Here is a 24017-nt window from a genome sequence, read left to right on the forward strand (position 1 = left end):
TCAGCGGTCTCCCTCTGCCAGGGCCATTTCAAGCACCCGCGCCACGTGGATCGCCGCGCGGCCCGCGCCGTCGGCGATCTGGTGGCGGCAGGACGTGCCATCGGCGACGATCAGCGTGTCGCAGGGCGCGTTCCGCACAGCCGGGAGCAGATCGGCCTCGGCCATCTTCAGCGATATATCTACCGTATCACGGCCATAGCCGAAAGCCCCGGCCATACCGCAGCAACTTGTCTCGATCAGCTCGACCTCGGCGTCGGGGATCAGATCAAGTGCCGCCTGCACATCCGGCATCACCTGATGCGCCTTCTGGTGGCAATGCCCGTGCAGCAGGATTTTCTTGCCCAAGGGCCGCAGCGGCAGGCGTATGTTCCGCCTGACGAGAAATTCCTCCAGCATCAGGGCCTGCCCGGCCACTATCTCGGCCCGTCCGTCGGTGATCAGTGCGGGGATCTCGTCGCGCAGCGTCAGGAGCGAGGAGGGCTCAAGCCCGATAACCGGCAGGCCAGCCTCCACATGGGGCAGAAGTGCTGAGATCAGCCTCTCGGCCTCGGCCCGTGCCTCCTCCACCAGACCGACGGACAAAAGCGTCCGCCCGCAATCCAGCGGGCGCTTGCCATCGGCAGGCGTGGCGACCTGAACCCTGAGGCCCGCGGCACGCAGCACGCGGCCCGCGGCGCGGAGGTTTTCCGGTTCGAAATAGCGGTTGAACGCATCGGCGAACAGGATCACATCGGGTGCGCCATCGGCGAATTCGTCATCCCGGAACGGATGTGAGGACCATGTCGGCAGGTCGCGGGACGCCGCGAACCCGGTCAACCCTTCGGTCAGTTTCGCGACGCCGGGGATGCGGTTGCGCAGATTCATCAGCCACGCCACACGCGATGCGAAGGGCGCATAGCGCGGCATCCGGCCCACCAGACGATCATGCAGGGTCAGCCCGTATTTCGCGGCCCGCGCGGCCAGAACCTCGGTTTTCATCCGGGCCATATCCACGCCGGTGGGGCATTCGCGCTTGCAGGCCTTGCAAGAGACGCAGAGCTTCATTGTTTCCACCATCGCGTCGGAGGTCAGCGCGTCGGGTCCTAGCTGGCCCGAGATTGCAAGCCGCAGGCTGTTCGCGCGCCCGCGCGTCACGTCGCGCTCGTTCCGGGTCACGCGGTAGGACGGGCACATGGCGCCGCCTTTCAGCTTCCGGCATGCGCCGTTGTTGTTGCACATCTCCACCGCGCCCTGAAAGCCGCCGCCCGCACCGGGCCAGGCGGACCAGTCGAAAGCGGTTTTCAGCGGCGGCACGGAATAGGTGTCGCTGTAGCGGAACAGGCTGCGGTCATCCATCCTGGGCGGGTCGACGATCTTGCCCGGGTTCAGCACGCCATCGGGGTCAAACCGCTGTTTCACCTCGCGGAACAGATCGGTGATCTCGGTCCCGTACATGCGTTCATGGAATTCCGAGCGGACGATGCCGTCGCCATGTTCACCCGAATGCGAGCCCTTGTACTCTGCGACCAGCGCGAAGGCCTCCTCCGCGATGGACCGCATCTTCTTCACGTCGTCTTCAAGCTTGAGGTTCAGGACCGGCCGCACGTGCAGGCATCCGACGGAGGCATGGGCATACCAGGTGCCTTGCGTGCCGTGACGCTCGAACACATCCGTCAGCCGGGCGGTGTAATCGGCCAGATCGGTCAGTTCGACCGCGCAATCCTCGACGAAGGAGACGGGTTTGCCCTCCTGCTTCATCGACATCATGATGTTGAGGCCGGATTTCCGCACCTCGGCGATCTGCCCCTGAAGCCGCTGGTCGGTGATCTGTTTCACGCCACCCCAGTTGCGGCCTTCGCCACGCCACGAAAAGCCCAGATCGCCCATGCGCTCTTCGATTTCGGTCAGTTTGCGCACATTGGCGGCGGCTGACCCCTCGTCGAACTCCACCAGCAGCAGCGCCGCCGGATCGCCCTCCACGAAGGCTTCGATGGTGCGCCGGAAGAGCGGGATCTGCCGCGACAGGCCGATCATCGTGCTGTCGACCAGTTCCACCGAAAGCGGGTCCAGCGCGACCAGATGCCGGGTCGCGTCCATCGCCTGATAGAAGCTGGGGAAATGGCAGACGGCGAGAACACGTTCCCCCACAAGGGGCCAGAGCTTCAGCTCGATCGCCGTGAAATAGGCCAGCGTGCCTTCGGAGCCGACCAGAAGATGGGACAGGTTCACCGGTTCGGCACCGGGGACCAGCGCGTCGAGATTGTAGCCGCCGACCCGGCGGTTCAGCTTCGGAAAGCGGGTGTCGATCAGATCGCCGTGGGTCGCGCCGATCCGAAGCATGTCGTCCACGACGGCCTGCGCCGGGTGATTGGAGAGCGCGCCGCCCGGAACCTCGGCAAAGCGCGCCTCGGTCCCGTCGGAGAGAAGCGCGTCGATGGCGTGGACGTTGGACCGCATGGTGCCATAGCGGAGCGACCGGCCACCGCAGGAATTGTTGGCCGCCATGCCCCCGATGGTGGCGCGCGACGCGGTGGAGACATCGACCGGAAACCACAGGCCATGGGGTTTCAGCGCCCGGTTCAACTCGTCCAGCACAACGCCGGGCTGCACCACGGCGCGGCGGTTTTCCAGGTCGATCTCCAGAATGCGGTTGAAGTGTCTGGAGTTGTCGAGGATCAGCCCGGAATTGACCGTCTGGCCACATTGCGACGTGCCGCCCCCGCGCCCGGTCACCGGTATGCCGGCCTCGCGCGCCGCCGCGAGCGCGCTTGCGATATCGTCCTTGGAGCGGGGAATCGCGACCGCCGCGGGCATCATCTGATAGATCGACGCATCTGTGGAATAGCGCCCCCGCGAAAACGCATCTTCGAGGATTTCCCCGGAAAACCGGCCCTTTAGAGCGTCCAGCGGCATGTCGATTTCCTCCGTCCTGTGCCGGCTTGACACCGGATCATCTCAAATTGTATTCATAATTCAACATTATGCATTCGGCAATATGTCGCGTCTTGTTCGGGCCGGATCAGTGGGAGGGTATTCAATGACATCGAGAAAGGCCGGTCGGCATTTCCTGCAAATCCCCGGGCCGAGTGCGGTGCCCGATCGTATTCTGCGGGCGATCAGCGCGCAAACGATAGACCACCGCGGCCCGGATTTCGCCGCTGTCGGCAAGGCGGCGCTGGACGGCATGAAGACGATCTTCAAGACCGATGCGGGCCATGTCATCATCTTTCCGGCATCCGGCACCGGCGCGTGGGAGGCGGCCCTGATCAACACCCTTTCCGAAGGCGACCGGGTGTTGATGTACGAAACCGGCCATTTCTCCATGCTGTGGATGAAGATGGCCAAACGTCTCGGGCTGGCGCCCGAATTCATCGAAGGCGACTGGCGCGGCGGCGCAGACCCCGACGCCATCGCGGAGCGTCTGGGCGCGGACAAGGGCCACGAGATCAAGGCCGTCTGCGTGGTGCATAACGAAACCTCCACCGGATCTGTTTCGCCCATCGCCGAGGTGCGCGCGGCCATGGATGCGGTGGGACATCCGGCGCTTCTGATGGTGGATTCCATCTCCGGGCTCGCATCGGTCGATTTCCGCTTCGACGAGTGGGGCGTGGATGTGTGTGTGTCGGGCTCCCAGAAAGGTCTGATGCTGCCGCCGGGCATCTCGTTCAACTGCGTCAACGCCAAGGCGATGGAGATCTCGCGCGCGGGCGGCATGCGCCGGTCCTACTGGGACTGGCAGGACATGACCGGCCCGAACGAAACGGGGTATTTCCCGTACACACCCGCGACCAACATGCTCTACGGGCTGAACGAAGCGGTTGCGATGCTGCATGAAGAAGGGCTGGAGAATGTCTTCGCACGCCATGCCCGGCACGGGGCGGCGACCCGCGCGGCCGTGCGGGCCTGGGGGCTGGAGGTGCTTTGCCGCCAGCAGGGGCAGGAAAGCGGCGTGCTGACCGCCGTTCTGATGCCCGAGGGCCACAGCGCCGATGCGTTCCGCGCGACGGTTCTGGCGCATTTCGACATTTCTCTCGGCAATGGCCTGTCCAAGGTCGCCGACCGGGTGTTCCGCATCGGACATCTGGGGGATTTCAACGATGCGATGCTGATCGGCACCCTGTCGGGCATCGAGATGGGCCTGTCGAAGGCCGGTATCCCGCATTCAAGAGGAGGAACTGCGGCTGCGATGAAAGTTCTGGAGGAGAACGTTCCGCAGCATCTCGCCGCGGAGTGACGACCTGAGGGGGCGGTCCACGCATGTGTGGCACCGGAACGCCCGTCACGAAAGTGCCGCACGCCAAAGACAAGTTCTTGGAGGAGAGAATATGCTGTCTCTGAAAATCACCACAATCGCCGCGGTTGTCGCGGGCATGTCCATTGCTGCACCGGCAGCCCTGGCGGAGGATTACCCCTCGCGCACGATCGAGGTCATTCACTCCTATGGGCCGGGCGGCGGCACAGACCGTTTCGTGCGGGCCGTCGCGGTGCCGTTCGAGGAGATCTCGGGCCAGTCCATGGTGCCGATCTCGATCCAGGGCGGCGGCGGCATGCCGGCCTTCGCCAATTTCCAGCAGCGCCGGGTCGACGGCTACACGCTGATGGCGATCAGCCCCGACCAGATCATCGCCCATGCCCTTGGCCGGATCAGCATGGACGCGTTCCAGCCGCTGGCGCGCGTGCAATACGATCAGGGCATGATCGTGGTGCCCGCCGACAGCCCGTTCCAGACCATCGAGGAGTTCATCGACCATGCCCGCGAAAACCCCGGCGATCTGACCGTGGGGATCACCGGCGCCGCCGGGTTCGACGATACCGTGATGGGTCTTTGGAACATCGAAACCGGCGCCGAGGTCACGACCGTGCCGTTCGGCTCGTCCGAGATGGTGTCGAACACGCTCGGCGGGCAGGTGGATGCGATGCACGAGGAATACGGCCCTGCGCGCGGGTTGATCGATTCCGGTGACATGCGCCCGCTCGTGGTCTTTTCCGACGAGCGTTTGCCGGTGCTGCCGGATGTCCCCACCGCGGTCGAGCTTGGCTATGACGTGACGCTTGGGCGCTGGCGGGCCTTCGCAATGCCTGCGGATGCCGATCCGGCCCATGTCGAAACGCTTTACGGTCTGATCTCCGAAGCCGTCGCCTCCGATGCGTATCAGGAAGTGCAGGAGCAGGCTGCGCTTCAATTCCGCTCCGAACTGCTTGATCCCGAAGAGTTTCAGGCTTTCATCGAGGAAGAGATCGAGGTTTACACACGCGTTCTCGATGCGCTTGGCCTCCTGAACTGACGCGCACCATTATGGCGGGCCCGGCCGATCATGCGCCGGGCCCTGCCACCGGGCGCCGCGTGGCCCCCGTACCGGCCCGCCTCATATCCCGATAGGAGCGCATAACATGGCACATCGCCTGCTGGATCTGGCCTTCGCAGTCTTTCTTTGCGGTCTGTCGATCTTCCTGTGGGTCGTCGCGGACGGCTTTCCGGAATCGCGCCGTTTCGCGCAGGCCGACGCCGATTACTGGCCCAAGATCATCTTCGGGACGATGGCCCTGATTGCCGCCATTCTGGCCATCCGCTCCGTGCGCGACATGCGCCGCAGCGGCCTGTCGGCGGCCGGAGCCTTCACGATGTCGCCGGATTTCCGCAACTCGGCGCTGCGGATCGGTGGGATGGGCGCGCTGGTGCTGGTCTATTTCGTGGCGTTCCAGCATCTGGGTTTTATCCTGGCGACATTTGCGTTTCTGGTGCTGGCAAGCTTCGTTCTGCCCTACCGGAACAACCTGACGCGGGTGGTTTTCGCGGCGGGTTTCACGGCGGTGCTGGTCTTGTTCTTCACACAAGCGCTTGAGCTGCCGCTGCCCCGGGGAACCGGGATTTTCTATGATCTGAACGTGCTGTTCTACTAAGCTCCGGAAGGATACCGCCCATGTTGGAAGCCTATGGTTCAGCGCTTGCCTATCTCTTCGGCAACCCATCGTCCTTTCTGCTGATCATCTTCTCGGTGATCTGGGGGATCGCATTCGGCTCGGTTCCGGGCCTGACCGGCATCGTCGGTGTCGCGCTTCTGATCCCCTTCACCTTCGTGTTCGACCCGACCGCGGGGCTGCTGCTGCTCTCGGGCGTCTATGTGGGCTCCACCTTCGGGGGCTCGATCTCGGCCATCCTGTTCAACACGCCGGGCAGCCCCGAGGCGGCCTGCACCGCGCTCGACGGCTATCCGATGGCCAAGAAGGGGCAGGCGGGCAAGGCGCTCGGGATCGCGCTGGCCTCTTCCGCGATCGGGGGCATTTTCGGCACGATCGTCCTGATGCTTCTGGCGCCGCCCATGGCGCAATTCGCCCTGAATTTCGGCCCGGCGGAGTATTTCGCGCTGGCGGTTCTGGGGATCACGGCCATTTCGGCCATCGGCGGCGGCTCGATCCTCAAGGGGCTGGTCGCGGGGCTTCTGGGTCTCGGGATCGCAACGGTCGGTCTTGACCCGATCACCGGGACGGAGCGGTACACGTTCGGCAATCTCTCCCTGCTGACGGGGATCAGCTTCGTCCCGGCCATCATCGGCACATTCGCCCTGGCGGAAGTTCTGCAACGGGCGGGCGAGAAGACATCGACGGCCGAGGTGATCACCGATGTCTCCACCAAACTGCCAAGCATGAAGGAATTCATGGAGACGCGGTTCACGCTTCTGCGGTCCTCCTCCATCGGGGCGGTGATCGGCGCACTGCCCGGTGTGGGCGCGACCACAGCGGCCTTCATCAGCTATTCGGAGGCGGTGCGCTGGTCGAAAAGGCCGCAGGATTTCGGCACCGGCGTGGCCGAGGGCATCGCCGCCCCGGAATCGGCCAACAACTCTGCCGTCGGCGGCTCGATGATCCCGCTTCTTGCCCTTGGCATTCCGGGAAGTGCCACGACAGCGGTCATGCTCGGCGGGTTGACGATCCACGGGATCATCCCGGGGCCGCTCCTGATGGAGACCAACACGCAGCTCGTCTATACCGTCTTCATCGGCATGTTCATTGCGAACATCCTGATGCTGATCTTCGGCATCCGGGCCGCGCGCTACTTCGCTCTGGTGCTGAAGGCGCCATATGCGCTGGTCGGCCCGGCCATCGTCGTTCTCTGCATGACAGGCGTTTATGCGCTGAACTCCAACATCGTCGATGTCGGCGTGATGCTGGCCATGGGCGCGTTCGGGTTCCTGCTGCGCAAGCTGAGATACCCGATCGCCTCCTTCGTGATCGGGCTTGTCCTTGGCCCGATCGCCGAACGCAGCCTGCGTCAAGGTCTGGTGATAAGCGATTACGATTACTGGGATTTCGTGTCCCGCCCCATCACCGCGGTTCTGCTGATCGCCAGCCTGCTTTCGCTGATCTACGGCTTCTACGGCCAGTGGAAGCGGCATCGGCAGGACCGGGGCTCGCCCGCAGCGACAGGATAGGCGCGCGGCCTGAAAAACCGAAGCGCCAGAGTTAACTTGCGTTCATGCCATACGCCGATCATCCTGCCATGAAGGACGCGCAACGGCACCGTGGCGGTTGTGCCGGGCTTGGGCGCAGACAGGCCCCGGCACAGGAATGCGCCGGCACAGGAATGCGCCGGCAGGGCGGGTGTCGCGATGCTGTTCGATGAAATGATGGCGCGGCGGGCGGAAACATGGGTGATGCAGGCAAGGGCTGGATCCGTCATTTCGAAGGGTTGCAAAGCCTTTCGGAGGACATGCAGACGGAGCTGATCAAGGGCAGCACGGTGGTGTCGGTGCCGTCCGGCACACAGGTTTTCCAGCCCGGACAACACGCCGACAACCTGCTTTTGCTGCTGGAAGGCACGGTGCGGGTGCACCAGAAATCGGACACCGGGCGCGAGGTCCTGCTTTATCGCGTGCATGCGGGCGAAAGCTGCGTGCTGACGACGGCCTGCATGCTGGCCTGCGAGAACTATTCCGCAGACGGATTGGCCGAAAGCGACGTGTCCGCCGTCGCCATTCCGCGCGCCACGTTCGACGCTCTCGCGGCGCGGTCCGATGTGTTCCGCAACTTCATCTTCACGGCCTATTCGCGGCGGATCACCGCCCTGTTCACGCTGATCGACGATATCGTGTTCCGGCGTCTGGACGTGCGTCTGGCCGGGCGGCTTCTGGAACTGGCGGGTGCGGGGGATGTGGTGCAGGCCACGCATCAGATGCTCGCCACGGAGCTGGGCACCGCCAGAGAGGTGATCTCCCGCACGCTGGCCGAGTTTCAGCGCCGGGGCTGGGTGGAGCAATCCCGGGGCGAGCTGCGGCTTGTCGGGCGTGGCGGGCTGGATCGCCTCACGCGATCTGCGGGAGAATGGTGACGAAGTCACCGAGCCCCGGACATATCGTGTGTCATACTGGTGGAAACCGACCAGAAGGAGACGGATATGACCACCAATATGGGCAAGATCGACAGGGGAATACGGATCGCAGTTGCGGTTGTTCTTCTCGGGCTCGCATTCGGGACCGGCTTTGCCGCAACCGGCGTTTTGCATTGGCTCTTGATCGCGATCGCGGCGGTCTTCCTGCTGACCTCCGTGCTTGGCAATTGCCCGCTTTACAGCCTGATCGGCATCAAGACCTGCCGCATGAACTGACCGTGCCGGGCGGCGGGTCGCGGGCCATGCACCCCAGGGCGGGCCGGGCGGATTTGTCCGGCTTGCCCGGTGTCAGCGCCGCCGGGCGGCATTGCCGCCCCGGGCCGTTGCAAGCAAGATCTCGTCGTCGGGCTGCAGGGTGAGCCCGCTTACGAAACCCGCCTGTTCGAATATTTGGTTGTCGCGACGAAGCGACAGGCTGTTTGTGCCGCCGTCGCTTGCGCCCGGCAGGGGCCAGACCGGTACGACCGCATGGGAATAGCCTGCGGACATGACCGCGGCGGCCCGCATGCGAAAGCGGGTTATGATGCCGCGCCCCCCGGGCCATTCGCCCGGTTGCGCGCCTAGGTCGCCCAGAGTCTTTTCCACGATCTCAAAGCCATAGCGCGCCTCCGCGACCTCCACGGGGCAATTGAACGTGTCCCCGTGGCTGGTGGAGAACATCGCGTCGTTGCCGGGCCGGTCCGGCGTCGCGCCCCAGCCGCCCATCTGCGGCTCGACCATGGCATAGCGGCGGCCCGTATCGGGGTTGATCCCTGAAATCACCGTCCCGAAGATCGATGCGAAATGCCCCGCCGGCAGGTCGGCGCCCGCCTGCGTGGCCAGACCGCGCCAAAGCATGTCGATCAGCCTGATCCGGGTTTCGAAGTAATAGCCATGGGGGGCGTGGGGGCCCGGGTCGAATATGCTGCCCGGCCGCGTCAGCACGTCGAGCGGCTCGAAGGATCCGGCATTGGCGAAACGCGCGGGGTCCGTCAGCGCCTTGAAGAGGATCTGGCAGGCGATGACCGCGCCGTCGCGGCTGGTGTTGTAGGGGCCTTCGGTCTGGTCCGGCGCATCGCGCAGATCGACCGTGAAGCGCTCCGGCGTGATCGTGATCCCGGCATGCCAGACGCTGCCGTCATCCTGCGGTTGGGCGATTTCGAACGTGCCGTGGGGCAGGCGCGCGAGCCCGGCGGCGGCCCGCGCGCGGCCCGTCCTGCGCGCTTCGGTGATGGCGGCGCGAAACGTATCGGACCCGTAATGCGCGCACAGCCCGCGGATCAGCGCGCCCGCCCGCCGCCCGGCCGAAACCTGCGCCCAGAGATCGCCCGTCGCCTGATCGGGCAGGCGCGAGTTGCAGCGGATGATATCGATCACCGCCTCGTTCTTGCGCCCGCCGGAGAACAGCCGAAGGATCGGCAGTCGCAAGCCTTCGGCAACGATATCGGTCACATCGGTGGCCATCGAGCCGGGCGTGCGGCCGCCGATATCGCCCCAATGCGCGATGGAGGCGACCCAGGCGACGCAATCCGCCCCGACGAAGACCGGTTCGGCCACCACGACATCATTGAGATGGGTGACCCCGCCGTGATTGGGGTCATTGGTCAGATAGACGTCGCCCGGCGCGACGGTGGCGCCTTCCTGTGCCAGGATGGCGGTCACCGTCTTGTCGAGCACACCCACGAAGGAGGGGATGCCCGCGCCGGAACTGACCAGCGCGCCCTCAGCATCGGTGATGCCCGTGCCCACGTCGAGCACCTCGTAGATGATCGGGCTCATCGCGGTCTTGCGCAGAACCTCGAACATCTCCTCGGCGGCGGATTCGAGCGCGGCCTGCACCACCGAAAGCGTGAAGGTGTCAGGCATCGATCCGCACGGCTGCGCGGGGCAGATCCGACAGGATCTCGGGGCCGTCCGCCCGCAGGATGACGATCTCCTCCAGCCGGATGCCGAACCGGTCGGGCAGATAGATGCCGGGTTCGATGGAAAACACCATGCCTTCGTCCAGCAGGGTCTCCGACGCGCCTGTCAGATAGGGCGGCTCGTGCACTTCCACGCCCATGCCGTGGCCGGTGCGGTGCAGGAAGTAGTCCCCATACCCCGCCTCGGCAATGACACTGCGCGCCGCGGCGTCCACCGCCTTTGCCGGCACGCCGGGCCGTGCGGCGGCAAGGGCCGCCTCCACCGCCGCATCGACGATGTCGTGAACCTTGTCATACCCGTCCGGCGCCGGCCCGAGGATCGCCATCCGCGTGATGTCGGAGGAATAACCCGCCATGCCCGCGCCGATATCCATCACCACGGCCTGACCGCCGGCCAGCCGTGTTTGGCCCGTGTGGTGATGGGGGAAGGCTCCGTTCGGGCCTGCACCGATGATGGTGAAAAGCGGCTTGGCGCCCTGGGACAGGAAGCTTTCGCGTGCGACATCGGCGACCTCCGTCTCGGTCATGCCGGGCCGCATCGCCGCCCAGGCGGCCTTCATCGCGGCATCAGCGCTCCGGGCGTTCGCCTTCAGTTTTGCGTATTCGTCGGCATCCTTGCGCATCCGCAACGCACCGACCGTCGTCGCGGTGAACTGCCGTGTCGCACCGGGCAGGGCATCCTGAATGAGGGCGGCATGATCGGCCCGCATGGTTTCGTCAAGAACCAGCGACCGCGCGCCCGTCAGGTTGAACTCGCTCAGAAGATCGGCAAGCGCCGCATCCGGCCCGTCTGCATCGTCCCACGGGTAGAAGGGCAGATCGGTCTGCTGCCGGGCGCTGTCGGCCTCCAGCCCCGGCATCAGAAAGCCCGCGTGATCGGCGGTGATGCAGGCCACCAGCGGGCGCTCGTCGCCATGGGGCCGCACGTCCAGAAGCCAGGCCATATGCGCGCCCGGTCCAAGCGCGACAAGGTCCACACCTTCCGTTTTCATCGCATGGCGAAGTCTGCTCAATCTGTCCATCAGGCTGCTCCCGAAATATGGTTTCCAAAGGGTCGGTTCACGTCGAACCCGCCGACACGGGCCATTTCCTCCTCCGGCGGGGCCTCGCAGGTCCATTTGCGCGACGGAACCCAGCCACAATCGCGACGGAGTGCGGCGGCATATTCGGCACGTTTGAAGGCCGCGATGGAGGGGTCGATGACAGGTACGCCAAGCTGCTCCTGCAACCGCTCGTGAAAGCCGATCTCCAGCGTGCAGCCCAGAATGACCGCTTCGGCGTAATCCTCCTCGACCGCGCGGCGGCCGGCCGCAAGCAGGCGTCTTTCGGTTTCGTCGTGATCGGCCTGAAACTCGGTCACGCCCAGTTCCACATGGTAGAGGCCCGTGCATCGCCCGCCGTGACCATACTCCACGATATTGCCATGCATCTGGTTGGCCCATTTCCGACGTCCGATGATGACACCGAAACGATTGGCCAGCGAGGTCGCGATTTCGCAGGCGGCCATGCAGGGAGCCACGACGATCATGTCGCCGGACAACTCGCGCGCCTCGTGCAGGGCGGTGTCGTAGAAGCAGCCGATCACGAAGGCATCGAAATCCGCGCGCGTGGCGGCACGGACCGCCCGCATCACGCCGGTGGTCACCCGGCCTTCATAGGACCGGTACTCGATATGCTCAAATGCGCCATCCTCGGGCGGAAGCGAGGTGACGTGGATTTCGGTGCCCGGTCTGGCGTGGGCCGTGGTCGCATCCAGAAACACCTGATCGTAATCGCTGTTTCCGAGCGGGTTGTGATACATGATCTTGACCATTTTCAATCTCCTTGAGTTCGCGGCGGATCCGGTTCGCGAGGCGCCGGACCCGGCCGGTGTCATGTCACGCCATGGATCTCGCGGGCGCGCTCGGGCGTGATCAGCCCATCCTTGATGTCGCGGCGCACGGCCTCGGGGTCGCGGGCCTTCGGATCGCCATAGCCGGCGCCGCAGGACGTCACCACGCGGATCACGTCATTGGTCGTGACATCGAGACCCGAGACGAAACTGTAGATTTCCGCCTTGCCATCGGCCTTGCGCAGTTCGACGTAATTGCCCGAGCCTTCCTCGCCGCCTTCCAGAGACCAGGGTTTGATCCGCGAGCGGGTGTAGCCCGCGGTCAGAAAGCCTTTCTCGGTCCGGATCCGGTATTCGAGGATCAGGCCACGCCCGCCGCTGTATCGGCCCTCGCCGCCCGGCGCGGTGTTGAGCGCCATGCGGTCGACGAACAACCCGTTCCGTGCCTCGGATATCTCGGCCGGCGTGTTGTAGGTCTCGCCATGGAAGCCCGAAAAGATACACGGGTTGCCGTCGCGGCCATCCCATGCGCCCCAGCCCCCGATCTGGGGCTCGATGATTGTGTATTGCCGCCCAGTGTCTGGATGGATGCCGCCGATGAAGGTGCCGCAGATCGAGCTGAAATGCCCGGCGGGCAGACGCTCGGGGATATGTGGCGCAAGGCAGCGCCAGATCAGGTCATAGACCCGGACCTCGGTCTCGAAGTAGAAGCCGATGGCTGCGGGTTCCTGTGCGTGGAAGATCGACCCTTCGCGGGTCAGGACCTTCAGCGGCCGGAACGAGCCGTCATTGGCCGGGGTTTCGGGATCGGTCAGCGATTTGAACACCATCTGCGCGCAGACCAGCGTTCCGTCGCGGGAGGTGTTCGTGCAGCCCGGATCCTGGTCGGGATTGTCGCGCAGATCGACCACCATTTCATCGGCGCTGATGGTGACGGTCACGTTGAAGATGCGTCCGTCATCCTGTTCCTCGCGCAACTCGAACGTGCCATGGGGCAGCTTGGCAAGTTCCGCCTTGGCGGTTCGTTCGCCGAACTCCATGAAACTGTCCATCGCGCGGATGAAGGTCTCGGTGCCGTATTTGACTGCCAGCTCCTGCAGCCGTTTCGCCCCGACACGCACCGCGGCGATCGCGGCCCACACATCGCCAAGCAGGAAATCGGGCATCCGCGAATTGGTGGTGATGATGTCCATCACCGCCTGATCGGTCTCGCCCTCACGGATCAGCTTGACCGCGGGCAACCGCAGGCCTTCCTGAAAGATCTCGGTCGCCTCCCCCGAGAGAGAGCCGGGCGCCATGCCGCCCACATCCGAATTATGCGCGATATTGGCGGTCCACGCGATCAGCTGCTCGCCCGAGAAGACAGGCATCGCCAGCACCAGATCATTCAGATGCGTCACCCCGCCATGCCACGGATCATTGGTGATGAACACGTCGCCCGGCCGGATATCCTTGTGCTTGGACAGGATGAACTGCACCGACTTGTCGAGAACCCCGATAAAGGCCGGAATTCCCGCGCCCGACGACGCGATGCGCCCCTGGGCATCGGTGATGCCGGTGCCCATGTCCAGCACCTCGTAGATGATCGAGGACATGGCCGTCTTGCGCATCGCCGCGAACATCTCGTCGGCGGTGGCCTGCAGGGAGTTCTGGATGATCTCCAGCGTGATCGGATCGTTTGCGCCACTCATGCCGGGCCCTCCAGATAGATGTGGATGTTGCGATAGGCGTCGATCTCCACCCGGTTGCCGGGATGGACCACGACCGTCGTGCCCGGATCTTCGATGACTGCCGGCCCGCTGAAGGCCATGCCGGGCGCGAGTTTCTCGCCGTCATAGATGTCGGCCTGATGCTTGCCCTCAAGCGCGTAATCGACCTGACGCGTGCCCTTCAGGGCCGGTTTCGCCTCCGGCGGTCCGATCTCGGCGGGCCGCATTGTCAGCTTGCCGACCTCGGCGCGGGCCACCAGATGGATGCCCACCATCTCGACCGGCGCGTCCAGCCGGTAAGTGTATTCGCGCTCATAGGCTTCGTGGAAATCGCTTGTGATGCGATCGAGGGCGGCATCGGTCACCGGGCCGTCAAGCGGCACTTCGGTCGTATGTTCCTGATTCTGGTAACGGAACTTGCCGTAGCGTAGAAAGCCGATCTTCGCGGGGTCGACGCCTTCGGCCTCGAATGTGGCGCGCGCCTGCGCTTCGGCCGTGGCGAAGACATCCTCGATCACATCGCCCGCACCATCGGCCAGATCGACCAGTTGCGTGACGAAGTAATCCCGGCGCAGATCCGACATCATCATGCCCCAGGCGGAAAAGACCGAGGCCGCATTGGGCACCACGACCTTTTTCACCTGCAATTCCTGGCCAAGCGCCACACCATGCATCGCGCCGCCGCCGCCGAAGGCGAGAAGCGTGAAATCGCGCGTGTCATGGCCCCGGTTGAGGCTGACGAGTTTCAACGCGTTGACCATGTTGTTGTTGGCGATGCGGATGATGCCCTCGGCGGCCTCGTCCACCGAGACACCGAGCCTGTCGCCCACCGCTTTCAGCGCTGCGCCTGCGGCCTCCATATCGGCGTCGATCTCTCCGCCGCAGAAGAAGTCGCGGTTGATCCGGCCCAGCCACAGATTGGCATCGGTGGTCGTGGCCTCCTTGCCGCCCTTGCCGTAGGCGGCGGGCCCGGGCAGGGCGCCGGCGGAGTGCGGCCCGACATGGAGCTTGCCGAAATCATCGACCCAGGCGATCGAGCCGCCGCCGTTGCCGATCTCCACCAGATCCACGACCGGGACCATAATCGGATAGCCCGCCGAGGTCCGGCTGCGTTCGATCCAGTAGTCCGTCATGATCCGCACCTCGCCGCCTTCGATCAGGGAGCATTTCGCGGTGGTGCCGCCGATATCGAGCGCGAGGATATTGGGCTCGCCGATCAGCTTGCCCAGTTCCGCGGCACCCCAGAACCCCGAGGCGGGGCCGCTTTCGACCATGGTGATCGGCACCGCGGAGGTGGCCTTCAGACTGTCCACGCCGCAGTTCGATTGCATGATGTAGGGGCTTTTGGGCAGGCCTTGCGCCTTCAGCCCTTCATCGAGCTTGCCCAGATAGCGGGCCGCCACGGGCTGGACGAACGCGGAAAGCACGGCGGTGTTGGTGCGTTCGTATTCCCGCCATTCGCGGGTGATCTGATGACTGGCCACGACCGAGACCTCGGGCCAGAGCCGGCGGACCTCTGCCAGGACGGCCTCTTCGTGGGAGGTGTTGGCATAGGCGTGCAGAAGGCAGATCGCCACGGCCTCGACGCCTTCGGCGCGGAAGGTTTCCAGAAGGTCGGGAAGCCCCGAAAGATCGAGCGGCGCACGCTCCGCGCCGCGATAGGTCATCCGGCCCGGCACCTCCGCGCGAAGATGGCGTGGCACGAACGGCGCGGGCTTGACGTAGTGCAGGTTGAAGAAATCGGGCCGGTTGCCGCGCGCGATCTCCAGCACGTCGCGGAACCCCTCGGTGGTGATCAGGCCAACCTTGACGCCCTTGCGTTCGGTCAGGGCATTGATCACCACGGTGGTGCCATGGGCCATGAAATCCACGTCTTCCGGTGCGATCCCGCCCTTTTTCAGCACGTTCAGGACACCGGTTTCGAAATCGGGCGGCGTGGTGTCCGATTTGGCGGTCACGATGTCCATCGTGCCGTCGGGGCGGGTTTCGAATGCCACCAGATCCGTGAAGGTGCCCCCCACATCCGTGGCCACACGCACGATCGTTTCGGACATATCTCAGGCTCCTTTCTCGATCGATGCGGCCAGCAGAAATGCCGCCGCACCGGGCAGTTTCAGGGTTTCGGCCGCGGCCACCTTCTCGGGCGTGTAGTGGCCGGCGGCATGCAGGCAGTTGAGCGTGCCGATCACGCGCCCGCCCACGACCACGGGCACGTTCATGCAGCTTTCGCATCCAAGCGACTGGATCAGCGCATGATCGGGGAAGACCTCGGCGATCTCCTCGATCGAGTTGGCGACGAAGGTTTCATGGCGGCCGCTGACGATCTCGCTCCACCGGTTCGGCTCGATTTCCTTCTCGCCCGACACCGGATAGGCCTCGGGCATGTTGGAGTAGCTGCGCCGCGCCACGCCGCGCACATGGTCGATTTCCAGCAACGTGAAGAGACGCGCGCCCACGGTCTCCTCCACCAGTCGCGCCAGCGCGTCGAAACTTGCGTCCGGTTGATCGGATGCGGCGAATGCCGCGGTCAGGTCAGTCATGGTGCCTCCGCCAATGTGTTTCTGAGCTTGAGCTCCGCGTCATCCACCACAGGCACCGCACCGATCAGGGCGCGGGTGTAGGGCTGCTCGGGTGCGGAGAAGATGCGTTCGGTGGGCCCAAGCTCTTCCAGCCGACCGGATTTGAAGACCGCGACCCTGTCGGCCACGTTTCGGACCACGGCGAGATCATGGGTGATGAAGACATAGGTCAGCCCCTTCTTGCGCCGCAGGTCGTTCAGAAGCCGCAGGACACGGGCCTGAACCAGCACGTCAAGTGCCGATGTGGGCTCGTCAAGCACCACCAGATCCGGCTCGCAGGCCAGCGCCCGGGCGATGCCGACCCTCTGGCGTTGCCCGCCCGACAAGGCGGCGGGGCCGCGCCGGCGCATATCGGCCGGCAGGCCCACTTCCTCCAGCGCGGCCTCGACCCGGTCCCACCGGTCGGCCCGGGTTCCGATGCCATAGACATCGAGCCCCAGCCGCACGGAGGCGCCGACGCTTCGCTTCGGGTTGAGCGCGGAAAGCGGGTTTTGCTGCACAAGCTGGATCGCGCGGCGCTGCGCCGGGCTGCGGCGGGCGGCGAGCGGCGTGCCGCCGAAGACGATCTCGCCCGCGCTTGGCGCCAGAATGCCGAGGATCATGTTGGCGAGCGTCGTCTTGCCCGAACCGCTTTCGCCGACCACGGCGAGGCACTCGCCCTGCGCGACCTCAAGCGAGACGTCGCGCACCGCATGCACCGGCCCGCCCGCGGTCTGGAATGTCTTGGAGACGCCGTCGATCCGCAACAGGCTCATGATGCGCTCCCGTGCCGGACCATGGGGGCGAGAAACGCCTCGCTGACCTCGGGCACTTCGGGCAGGCCCACGCCGGTGATCCGCGGCACCGCATCCATCAGCGCGCGGGTATAGGCATGGCCGGGCGCATGGAAAACGGCATCCGTGGCGCCTTCCTCCACGATCCGGCCGCGATAGATCACATAGACCCGGTCGGCGAACTCCCGGACCACGCCCAGATTGTGGGAAATGAACAGAACCGCGGTGCCATGGTCTTCCACCAGATCATGCATCAACCGCAGGGTCTGGGCCTGCACCGAGACGTCAAGCGCGGTCCCGGGCTCATCGGCCAGCAGCAGCTTGGGGTGATTGACAAGCGCCATGGCGATCATCACCCGCTGGTTCATGCCGCCCGACAACTGGAAGGGATAGGCGTCGAGCACCCTTGCCGGATCGGGGATCGAGACCTCTTCGAGCATCTCCGTCGCGCGTGCATTGCAGGCGGCGCGGCTCAATCGGGGCGCGCGCCTGTGCATTACCTCGGCGAATTGCCGCCCGATCGTGAAGGTCGGATTGAGAGAGGAGGTCGGATCCTGAAAGATCATCGAGATCTCGGTGCCGCGAAGTGCGGCCCGGTCGCGCGGATGCATCGCCATGATGTCACGCCCGTCGAAGGCCACCTGTCCGGCGACGCGCGCGCTGCCGGTTTCCTGCAACAGGCCGAGAATGATCCGCGCGGTGACCGATTTGCCCGAGCCGCTTTCGCCGACCAGGGCCACGCGCTCGCCCGCCGCGATCCTGAGAGAGATGCCGTGCAGAACCTCCGTCAGGCCGCGATGTCCCTTGAACGCAAGCGTCAGGTCGCGGATGTCCAGAATGTCACTCATTCGTCGACCCCCAGAACGTCGCGCAACCCGTCGCCGAGCAGGTTGAAGCCGAAGACGGCGAGCAGGATGGCAAGGCCCGGAAAGACCGTCAGCCACCAGCTGTCGGGCAGATAGCGCGCGCCTTCCGCCACCATCGAGCCCAGATCGGGCGTGGGCGGCTGCACGCCCAGACCCAGAAAGGAGAGCGAGGAGGCGATGATGATCACGAAGCCCATGTCGAGCGTCATCTTGGTGATGATCGCGGGTAGGCAATTGGGCAGGATCTCCCGGAAGGCGATATGGGCCGTGGGCGCGCCGATCACCTCGGCGGCCAGCACATAGCCTTCCTCCCGTTCGGAGCGGGCGATGGAATAGACCAGCCGCGCGTACCACGGCCACCACATGGCGGTGACGGCGATCATGGCGTTGGTCAGCGTCGGCTCCAGCACCCCCATTACCGCGATGGCCAGCACCAGCGGCGGGATCGACAGGAAGATATCGACGATCCGCATCAGCACCGCTTCGGCCCAACCGCCGAGATAGCCCGCCAGCAGGCCCACGACGGTGCCGATCGGGGTTGCTATGGCCAGCACCACGACACCGAGCAGCAGACTGATCTGATAGGCGTAAAGGATGCGGCTGAAGATATCGCGGCCCACCAGATCGGTGCCCATCCAGTTGCGCGCGTTCGGGGCCTGATTGGCGTAGGCGAAATCCACAATCGCGCCGTTATGGGTCGGAAACGGCGCGATCCACGGGGCGAGGGCGGCCGCAAGCACCACGAGCAGCACGAGGATCAGCCCGGTCAGCGAGAGCGGATTGGCCGCGATGATGCGCAGGCTCCGGATCATGACGCGGCCCTCGTGGAGTGCCGGATGCGCGGGTTCAGGAAGGCGATCAGCAGATCGACGATGATATTCACGATCAGGAATGTCAGCGCGATGATCAGCACGGTTCCCATGATCGCGTTGAGATCCTTTCTGAGGATCACGTTCACGCCGTACCGGCTCAGCCCCGGCCAGGCGAAGACTGCCTCCACCAGAAAGGCGTTGCCCAGCATCGCCGCGAAATCGAGGCCGATGATGGTCAGGGACGGGATCAGCGAGGGTTTGAACGCATAGCTGCGCGCGATCCGGGACGGGAAGAAACCGTAAGCCTGCGCCATCTCGATGTATGGTTTCTGATAGGTTTCGACCATATTGGCGCGGGTCAGCCGCGCGGCCTGTCCGATCCCCGAAAGCGCAAGCGCCACCGCGGGCAGGACCAGATGATGCAGCGCGTCGACGAAGGCGGCGAAATTGCCCGCCAGCAGCGTATCGACTGTCAGAAAGCCGGTCACCCGCTCGATCTCGTAGATATCGGAAATCCGCCCCGCCACCGGAAACAGCGGCAGATAGAAGGCGAAAAGCAGCATCAGGATCACCGCCCAGACAAAGCTTGGCGCAGACACCGTCAGAAGCGTCAGAACACGAATCAGATGATCGGGCCAGCGGCCCCGATGACGTGCGGCGAGTATGCCGAGCGGCAGGCCGAGCGCCACCATCAGGATGCCGGCAAAGATCACCAGTTCCAGCGTGGCGGGCAGGAATTCGGCGATGTCCCGCGTGACGGGCCGGTTGGTGTAGAGCGATTGCCCCAGATCGCCGCGCAGCACGTCGGAGACGAAATGGCCGTATTGCGCCACCAACGGCTCATCGAGATGCATCTCGGCGCGGAGCGCGGTCACCTGTTCGGCAGAGGCGCTTGGCCCCAGGGCGATGCGCGCCGGGTCGCCGGGAATGACGCGGGCGATGGCGAAGATCAGCATCGAGACGCCGACAAGCACGACGGCAGAGATGCCAAGCCGCCGCAGAAGAATGCGCAGGACGGGGAGCATGGGCAGGGTCCGGATACGCCCGGGCCCCATCACGGAGCCCGGGCAGGGAGAGAGAAAGAGAGACTGGCTACTCGACCATTTCCATCAGGCGGAAGCTGAAGCCCATGCCGTCAAGGCCGAAGGCCATGCCGGGATCGCTCAGCGCCGGGGCGCGCACGCGGTCCGATGCGGCGAAGACCGATTGCCGGTCGAAGCCGTAGATCGTGGGCGCCAGTTCCATCAACCGGGCGTTGAGCTGGCCATAGGCCGCCGCACGCTCCGCATCGGTCGCACCGACCCGTCCGGCCTCCAGTGCCGCATCGACCGCCGCATCATCGAGATACTCCGGCGACTGCCATGTTCCAGGCACGGACGAATGGTACATGCCATAAAGCAGCGTGTCGGGATCGCCGGTGACCGCGTTGACGAAGATCTGGCTGATATGCGGGGTGTTTTCGGGTGTGCTTACCCGTTCCGTGAACAGGGCCCAGGGCAGTGTCTCGATCGAGGAGGAAATGCCCAGTTCCGCGAAGTTCGCCTGCATCAGCAATGCGAAGCGCTCCTCGATCGGCACCTCCGCGATCCAGGTGATTTCAAGGTTCCAGTCTTCGGGCGCATAGGGGCAGGCCGCCATCGCGGTCTCTGCCGCCGCCATGTCGCGGGAAAGCGCCATTTCGGGGCCGTTTGCGCCGAACATGCCCACCGGGATTGCGCCGGTTGCCGGGCTGCCCTGGCTGATCTCGTCTGTGATGGCGATCATCTGCATCGCGGTGCCGTAATCGAAGGCGTGGCCGAGCGCGCGCCGGCAGTTCACGTCATCCAGCGGCGGACGGGTGGTGTTGAGCTTGACATAGAATGCGCCGGTGCCGCTTTCGGTGAGAAGCTGGGCGCCGTCCGCGGCCAGGGCGCGGATCACCTCGGGCGGGAGCCACTGGCTCGCGATATCGTGCTCGCCCTGGGCCAGCAGGGTGCGGACCGTGGCGGCCTCAAGCCCATAACGCAGGCGCACCTGATCCGGTGCGGCGTCGTTGATGGGCAGGAAGTACCCGTCGTTGACCGCCATCACGGTTTCCGACTGCGGATTGTGGGAGGAGACCGTGTACGCGCCGGTGCCCGCACCATTGGCCGAGAGGAACGCTTCGGCCCAGGGGTCGTCACCGGTTGCGTTTTCCTCCACCAGCATCTGGTCGACGATCGGCAAGCGCACCAGCGAGGCCACGAAGGGCGCATAGGGCTCCTCCAGCGTGAAGCGCACGCTGTGCTCGTCCACCGCTTCGGCGGTCACACCGGAGAAGAGATAGGACAGGCCCTGACCCATGGCCTGCATCCGCTCCAGCGAATAAACCACATCGGCGGCGCGAAGCGGGTTGCCCGACTGGAATGTCACATCGTCGCGCAGGGTGAAGGTGTAGCTGGAGCCATCCACTTCCCACGCTGTGGCCAGATGCGGATCATGGCCGGGTCCGCCCTGCCGCGGCAGGACCAGCGTGTCGTAGATATTGAACATCAGGATCGAGTCGGCGTAGTCCGACGCCTTGGCCGGGTCCAGTTCGCCAACCGCAACCTCATCGAGCCTGAGCACGCTTTGCGCTACGGCGGGGGAGGTGAGAGAGGTGGCTGCCGCAAGGGCCGCGGCCAGCAACATCCGTTTCGTCGTCATGGGGTATCTCCTGTTGGGTTGGGGATGCCTGCCCCGTTTTCCGGAGCGTTCTTGTGAATGGGGGCGGGCGCGTCGCCGAACATGTCCATCGTCCCGCACCAGAGGAGCGAGACCGTCTGATCGGTATGGTTCCATGTGGAATGGACGCGGTTGCTGTCGAAATGGATCGAATCCCCCGGGCCCAGAACCTCCGCCTGGCCCTCGATCTCCACCGTGACCTCGCCGGCCAGCACGAAGAACATCTCCTCGCCGCGGTGACTGATCGGTTCGCTGCGGCGGCCCGGCGGTTCATGCACGATCACCGAGGTCAGCTGAGAGCCGCTGAACTTGGTCGAAATCCGCTCGTAGGACGGGCCGGACATATCGACCGAATAGGTCACGCGCCGGTTCTGGCGGGTCGTGTTCCCGTCCGCCCCCGGCTGGACGAGAAAGTCGCTGATCGGCCTTTGCAAGACTTCGGCGAGCCCCGCAAGCGAGGACAGCGACGGCGCGGCCAGTCCGCGCTCGATCTGGCTGATGAAGCCGACCGACAATCCGGCGGCGTCGGCCACCGCCTGCATCGTCATCCCGAGTTCCTTGCGGCGGGCGCGGAGGGCCGGACCGAGGTTCGAGGGGGCTTCTTCGAAGGGTTGTGGTTTTAGCATGACTAAAACCGTGGTGGATCTAGAGCGCGTGAGTCAAGGAATTTTTAGCCCAGTTAAAATCCGGATGAGGGTCCCATGACATGGGCCGGCAACCGGAACGCGCCGTTTCTAGCTGTGATGAGCAGCGTACAGGACTTTGACAATACGGGAAAAGTCGCGGGAAGGTGGTGACGTTCGATGACACTGTGCAGATCACTCACCCCGTCCGGCGAAGAACGCCTCCGCAATGGCCAGAGAGATCCCGCGCCAGGCACGGATCTCGGCAAGCGCGTGTAGTTTCCGGGGGAATCGCAGCCTGTCACTCGGATCGCGCTCATCAGGAACCGGCTCAATGCTGGGTAGGACCGTGCACCCGCCGGCAGGATGCTTGGCCATAAGTGTTTCGGCTTGAAGATCGCGGGCTTTTTCTGTCCAACGGTGAGACGCGGTGAGGCCCCTGATGCGGAGCGCGAGACCATGGCGACCCCGATGCCCGATACGCTGGCCTGCATCAGCTGGAATATCCATCGTGGCCGGGGCAATGACGGCCGGGTCGATCCGGATCGCACGCTTGATGTGCTGCGTAACGAGGTCTGGCATCCCGGCACCGAGGCGATGTTTCTTCAGGAAGCCGATGAAGAGGCGCCGCCCCATCACGGCGTCCTGAACATCTCTGAGATCGAGGCGATCACCGGCCTGCGCCATGTGCAGGATGACCCGGACAGCAGATCCGGGCCGGACAGTCACGGATTTCTGGGCGTCGTGGTTTATCTGCACCCGGATATCCTGGTGGAATCCGTGCGGCTGATCGATCTTCCGGGGCTGGTCTGCCCACGGGGGGCGGTCATGGTGGATGCCGCCCGCGCCGGACGCCGCCTGCGCTTCGTTGTCACCCATCTGTCGCTGTCGCAGATGCTGCGGATCGTTCAGATGCGAAGGATCGGCCGACATCTGGACGGCGACGATACCCGGCCCGTCATTTTGTGCGGCGATCTGAACGAATGGCGTCCATGGGGCGGTTTTGCCCTGTCGAAGCCGGTGCTGGGGCAGGCGTTTCACGGCCCGGCGCGGGCCACATTTCCAATCCGCAGGCCACGGCTGCCGCTTGACCGCGTTCTGACGAATGCGTCCGGGCGGGTGGAGGATCTGCGGGTGCTGGACGGGCCCGGTATCCGGATGGCCTCCGACCACCGGCCGCTCTGGGCGCGGGTGAGGCTGGCGCCCTAGGTACGGGCCATTCGGAAACTTGGGATCAGGCCCCTCCGGGCTTACCGGCCTTCCGCGGCCACATGCGGGAAAACACGCCATCGCGCTTGATGATCCCGTGATGCAGGGCCGCGCCGATATGCATCGCAACCAGGATCGCGATGGCCACACCGCCATAGAAATGTATGGATTTGGCAACCTCCGCCAGCGCATCGGAGCGCGGAACAAGCGCAGGAAGACCTATCGCATCGAGGGACTCGATCGGAAATCCGCCCGCTTTCACACGGACATATCCGGCAACCGGCATGATGACCAAAAGCGCATAAAGCAGGGTATGGGTCAGCCCCGCGATCCTTGCCTGCCACGCGGGCAGATGCGCAGGTTCGGGCGGCGGCGGGGAGCGCCAGCGGTAAACCAGCCGGATCACGACCAGAAGGCCCAGCAAAACCCCCACATTCTTGTGGAACACGAACAGCGTGTTCTGAAGCGGCCGGCTGATCCCTTCCTGCACCATCAGCATTCCCGCCGGGATCGTGAGCAGGACCAGAAGCGCCATGATCCAGTGCAGCCATCGGGCAGGGGGCCGATAGGATGATGCCGGAATTGTCATTTTCGAGCGACCTCGCTATGGTTTATCGATTGCCAATTCGCCTTCATGGGCCATCTTGATCCCAATATTACAGAGTGA

Annotated in this window: 21 protein-coding genes; 7 read left to right on the forward strand and 14 right to left on the reverse strand. The window is 64.7% G+C overall.

The genetic code is table 11. The features are described from left to right. A complete protein-coding gene (locus tag ACQ651_RS05525; protein WP_430448675.1) occupies positions 1-2892 on the reverse strand; it encodes an FAD-binding and (Fe-S)-binding domain-containing protein in 2892 nt (963 codons plus the stop codon). A gap of 124 nt (positions 2893-3016) precedes the next feature. Between ACQ651_RS05525 and ACQ651_RS05530 the strand changes: the two genes are divergently transcribed. From ACQ651_RS05530 to ACQ651_RS05555, 6 genes are all read left to right on the forward strand, one after another. Beyond that, on the forward strand, positions 3017-4213 hold the full coding sequence (locus ACQ651_RS05530) for a pyridoxal-phosphate-dependent aminotransferase family protein (RefSeq protein WP_430448676.1): 1197 nt from the start codon (positions 3017-3019) through the stop codon (positions 4211-4213). A gap of 91 nt (positions 4214-4304) precedes the next feature. Beyond that, positions 4305-5264, forward strand: coding sequence for a Bug family tripartite tricarboxylate transporter substrate binding protein (locus ACQ651_RS05535; protein WP_430448677.1), 960 nt, complete (start codon positions 4305-4307; stop codon positions 5262-5264). Positions 5265-5370: 106 nt separating this feature from the next. Continuing rightward, the gene (locus ACQ651_RS05540; RefSeq protein ID WP_430448678.1) at positions 5371-5880 is read left to right on the forward strand and encodes a tripartite tricarboxylate transporter TctB family protein; all 510 of its coding nucleotides are present in this window, start codon (positions 5371-5373) and stop codon (positions 5878-5880) included. 20 nt (positions 5881-5900) lie between these two features. Further along, positions 5901-7409 carry a tripartite tricarboxylate transporter permease gene (locus tag ACQ651_RS05545; RefSeq protein ID WP_227287515.1) on the forward strand — a complete coding sequence of 503 codons (1509 nt, stop codon included), beginning with the start codon at positions 5901-5903 and terminating at the stop codon, positions 7407-7409. A 215-nt stretch (positions 7410-7624) separates the two neighbouring features. Next, complete coding sequence (locus ACQ651_RS05550; RefSeq protein WP_430448679.1) at positions 7625-8305, forward strand: Crp/Fnr family transcriptional regulator; 681 nt, start codon at positions 7625-7627, stop codon at positions 8303-8305. A gap of 66 nt (positions 8306-8371) precedes the next feature. After that, positions 8372-8581, forward strand: coding sequence for a YgaP family membrane protein (locus tag ACQ651_RS05555; protein ID WP_375552290.1), 210 nt, complete (start codon positions 8372-8374; stop codon positions 8579-8581). A 72-nt stretch (positions 8582-8653) separates the two neighbouring features. Here the strand turns inward: ACQ651_RS05555 and ACQ651_RS05560 are convergent, their stop codons facing one another. The 12 genes from ACQ651_RS05560 to ACQ651_RS05615 all read right to left on the reverse strand — a co-directional run bounded on the left by ACQ651_RS05560 (position 8654) and on the right by ACQ651_RS05615 (position 22144). Next, positions 8654-10210 (reverse strand): hydantoinase B/oxoprolinase family protein, encoded by a 1557-nt coding sequence (locus tag ACQ651_RS05560; RefSeq protein ID WP_430448680.1) that lies wholly within the window; start codon positions 10208-10210, stop codon positions 8654-8656. After that, positions 10203-11288 carry a M24 family metallopeptidase gene (locus tag ACQ651_RS05565; RefSeq protein ID WP_430448681.1) on the reverse strand — a complete coding sequence of 362 codons (1086 nt, stop codon included), beginning with the start codon at positions 11286-11288 and terminating at the stop codon, positions 10203-10205. Before ACQ651_RS05565 ends, ACQ651_RS05560 begins: the two co-directional genes overlap by 8 nt. After that, positions 11288-12079, reverse strand: coding sequence for an aspartate/glutamate racemase family protein (locus ACQ651_RS05570; protein WP_430448682.1), 792 nt, complete (start codon positions 12077-12079; stop codon positions 11288-11290). Before ACQ651_RS05570 ends, ACQ651_RS05565 begins: the two co-directional genes overlap by 1 nt. A gap of 59 nt (positions 12080-12138) precedes the next feature. Next, entirely contained in the window at positions 12139-13788 is a 1650-nt protein-coding gene (locus ACQ651_RS05575) for a hydantoinase B/oxoprolinase family protein (protein WP_430448683.1), read from the reverse strand. After that, positions 13785-15860 (reverse strand): hydantoinase/oxoprolinase family protein, encoded by a 2076-nt coding sequence (locus tag ACQ651_RS05580; RefSeq protein WP_430448684.1) that lies wholly within the window; start codon positions 15858-15860, stop codon positions 13785-13787. The genes ACQ651_RS05575 and ACQ651_RS05580 overlap by 4 nt, the downstream gene beginning before the upstream one ends. A 3-nt stretch (positions 15861-15863) precedes the next feature. Further along, on the reverse strand, positions 15864-16346 hold the full coding sequence (locus tag ACQ651_RS05585) for a GAF domain-containing protein (RefSeq protein WP_227287507.1): 483 nt from the start codon (positions 16344-16346) through the stop codon (positions 15864-15866). Then, positions 16343-17140, reverse strand: a complete 798-nt coding sequence (locus ACQ651_RS05590; RefSeq protein WP_227287506.1) for an ABC transporter ATP-binding protein — start codon at positions 17138-17140, stop codon at positions 16343-16345. Before ACQ651_RS05590 ends, ACQ651_RS05585 begins: the two co-directional genes overlap by 4 nt. After that, a complete protein-coding gene (locus tag ACQ651_RS05595) occupies positions 17137-18006 on the reverse strand; it encodes an ABC transporter ATP-binding protein (RefSeq protein WP_430448685.1) in 870 nt (289 codons plus the stop codon). The genes ACQ651_RS05590 and ACQ651_RS05595 overlap by 4 nt, the downstream gene beginning before the upstream one ends. Continuing rightward, positions 18003-18836 carry an ABC transporter permease gene (locus ACQ651_RS05600; protein ID WP_227287504.1) on the reverse strand — a complete coding sequence of 278 codons (834 nt, stop codon included), beginning with the start codon at positions 18834-18836 and terminating at the stop codon, positions 18003-18005. Before ACQ651_RS05600 ends, ACQ651_RS05595 begins: the two co-directional genes overlap by 4 nt. Then, the gene (locus tag ACQ651_RS05605; RefSeq protein ID WP_430448686.1) at positions 18833-19861 is read right to left on the reverse strand and encodes an ABC transporter permease; all 1029 of its coding nucleotides are present in this window, start codon (positions 19859-19861) and stop codon (positions 18833-18835) included. The genes ACQ651_RS05600 and ACQ651_RS05605 overlap by 4 nt, the downstream gene beginning before the upstream one ends. A 67-nt stretch (positions 19862-19928) precedes the next feature. Beyond that, entirely contained in the window at positions 19929-21500 is a 1572-nt protein-coding gene (locus ACQ651_RS05610) for an ABC transporter substrate-binding protein (RefSeq protein ID WP_430448687.1), read from the reverse strand. Beyond that, positions 21497-22144: a helix-turn-helix domain-containing protein gene (locus ACQ651_RS05615; RefSeq protein WP_227287501.1), complete on the reverse strand. Its 648-nt coding sequence runs from the start codon at positions 22142-22144 to the stop codon at positions 21497-21499. Before ACQ651_RS05615 ends, ACQ651_RS05610 begins: the two co-directional genes overlap by 4 nt. A 456-nt stretch (positions 22145-22600) precedes the next feature. On the opposite strand from ACQ651_RS05615, the gene ACQ651_RS05620 reads away from it, so the two are divergent. Further along, the gene (locus ACQ651_RS05620) at positions 22601-23350 is read left to right on the forward strand and encodes an endonuclease/exonuclease/phosphatase family protein (RefSeq protein ID WP_430448688.1); all 750 of its coding nucleotides are present in this window, start codon (positions 22601-22603) and stop codon (positions 23348-23350) included. Between the two features lie 25 nt (positions 23351-23375). On the opposite strand, the gene ACQ651_RS05625 is transcribed toward ACQ651_RS05620, so the two are convergent. Continuing rightward, a complete protein-coding gene (locus tag ACQ651_RS05625; RefSeq protein WP_227287499.1) occupies positions 23376-23939 on the reverse strand; it encodes a cytochrome b in 564 nt (187 codons plus the stop codon). Positions 23940-24017 lie beyond the last annotated feature (78 nt).

Origin of the sequence: Rhodophyticola sp. (assembly GCF_965284195.1) — a bacterium.
Taxonomy (GTDB): domain Bacteria; phylum Pseudomonadota; class Alphaproteobacteria; order Rhodobacterales; family Rhodobacteraceae; genus Rhodophyticola.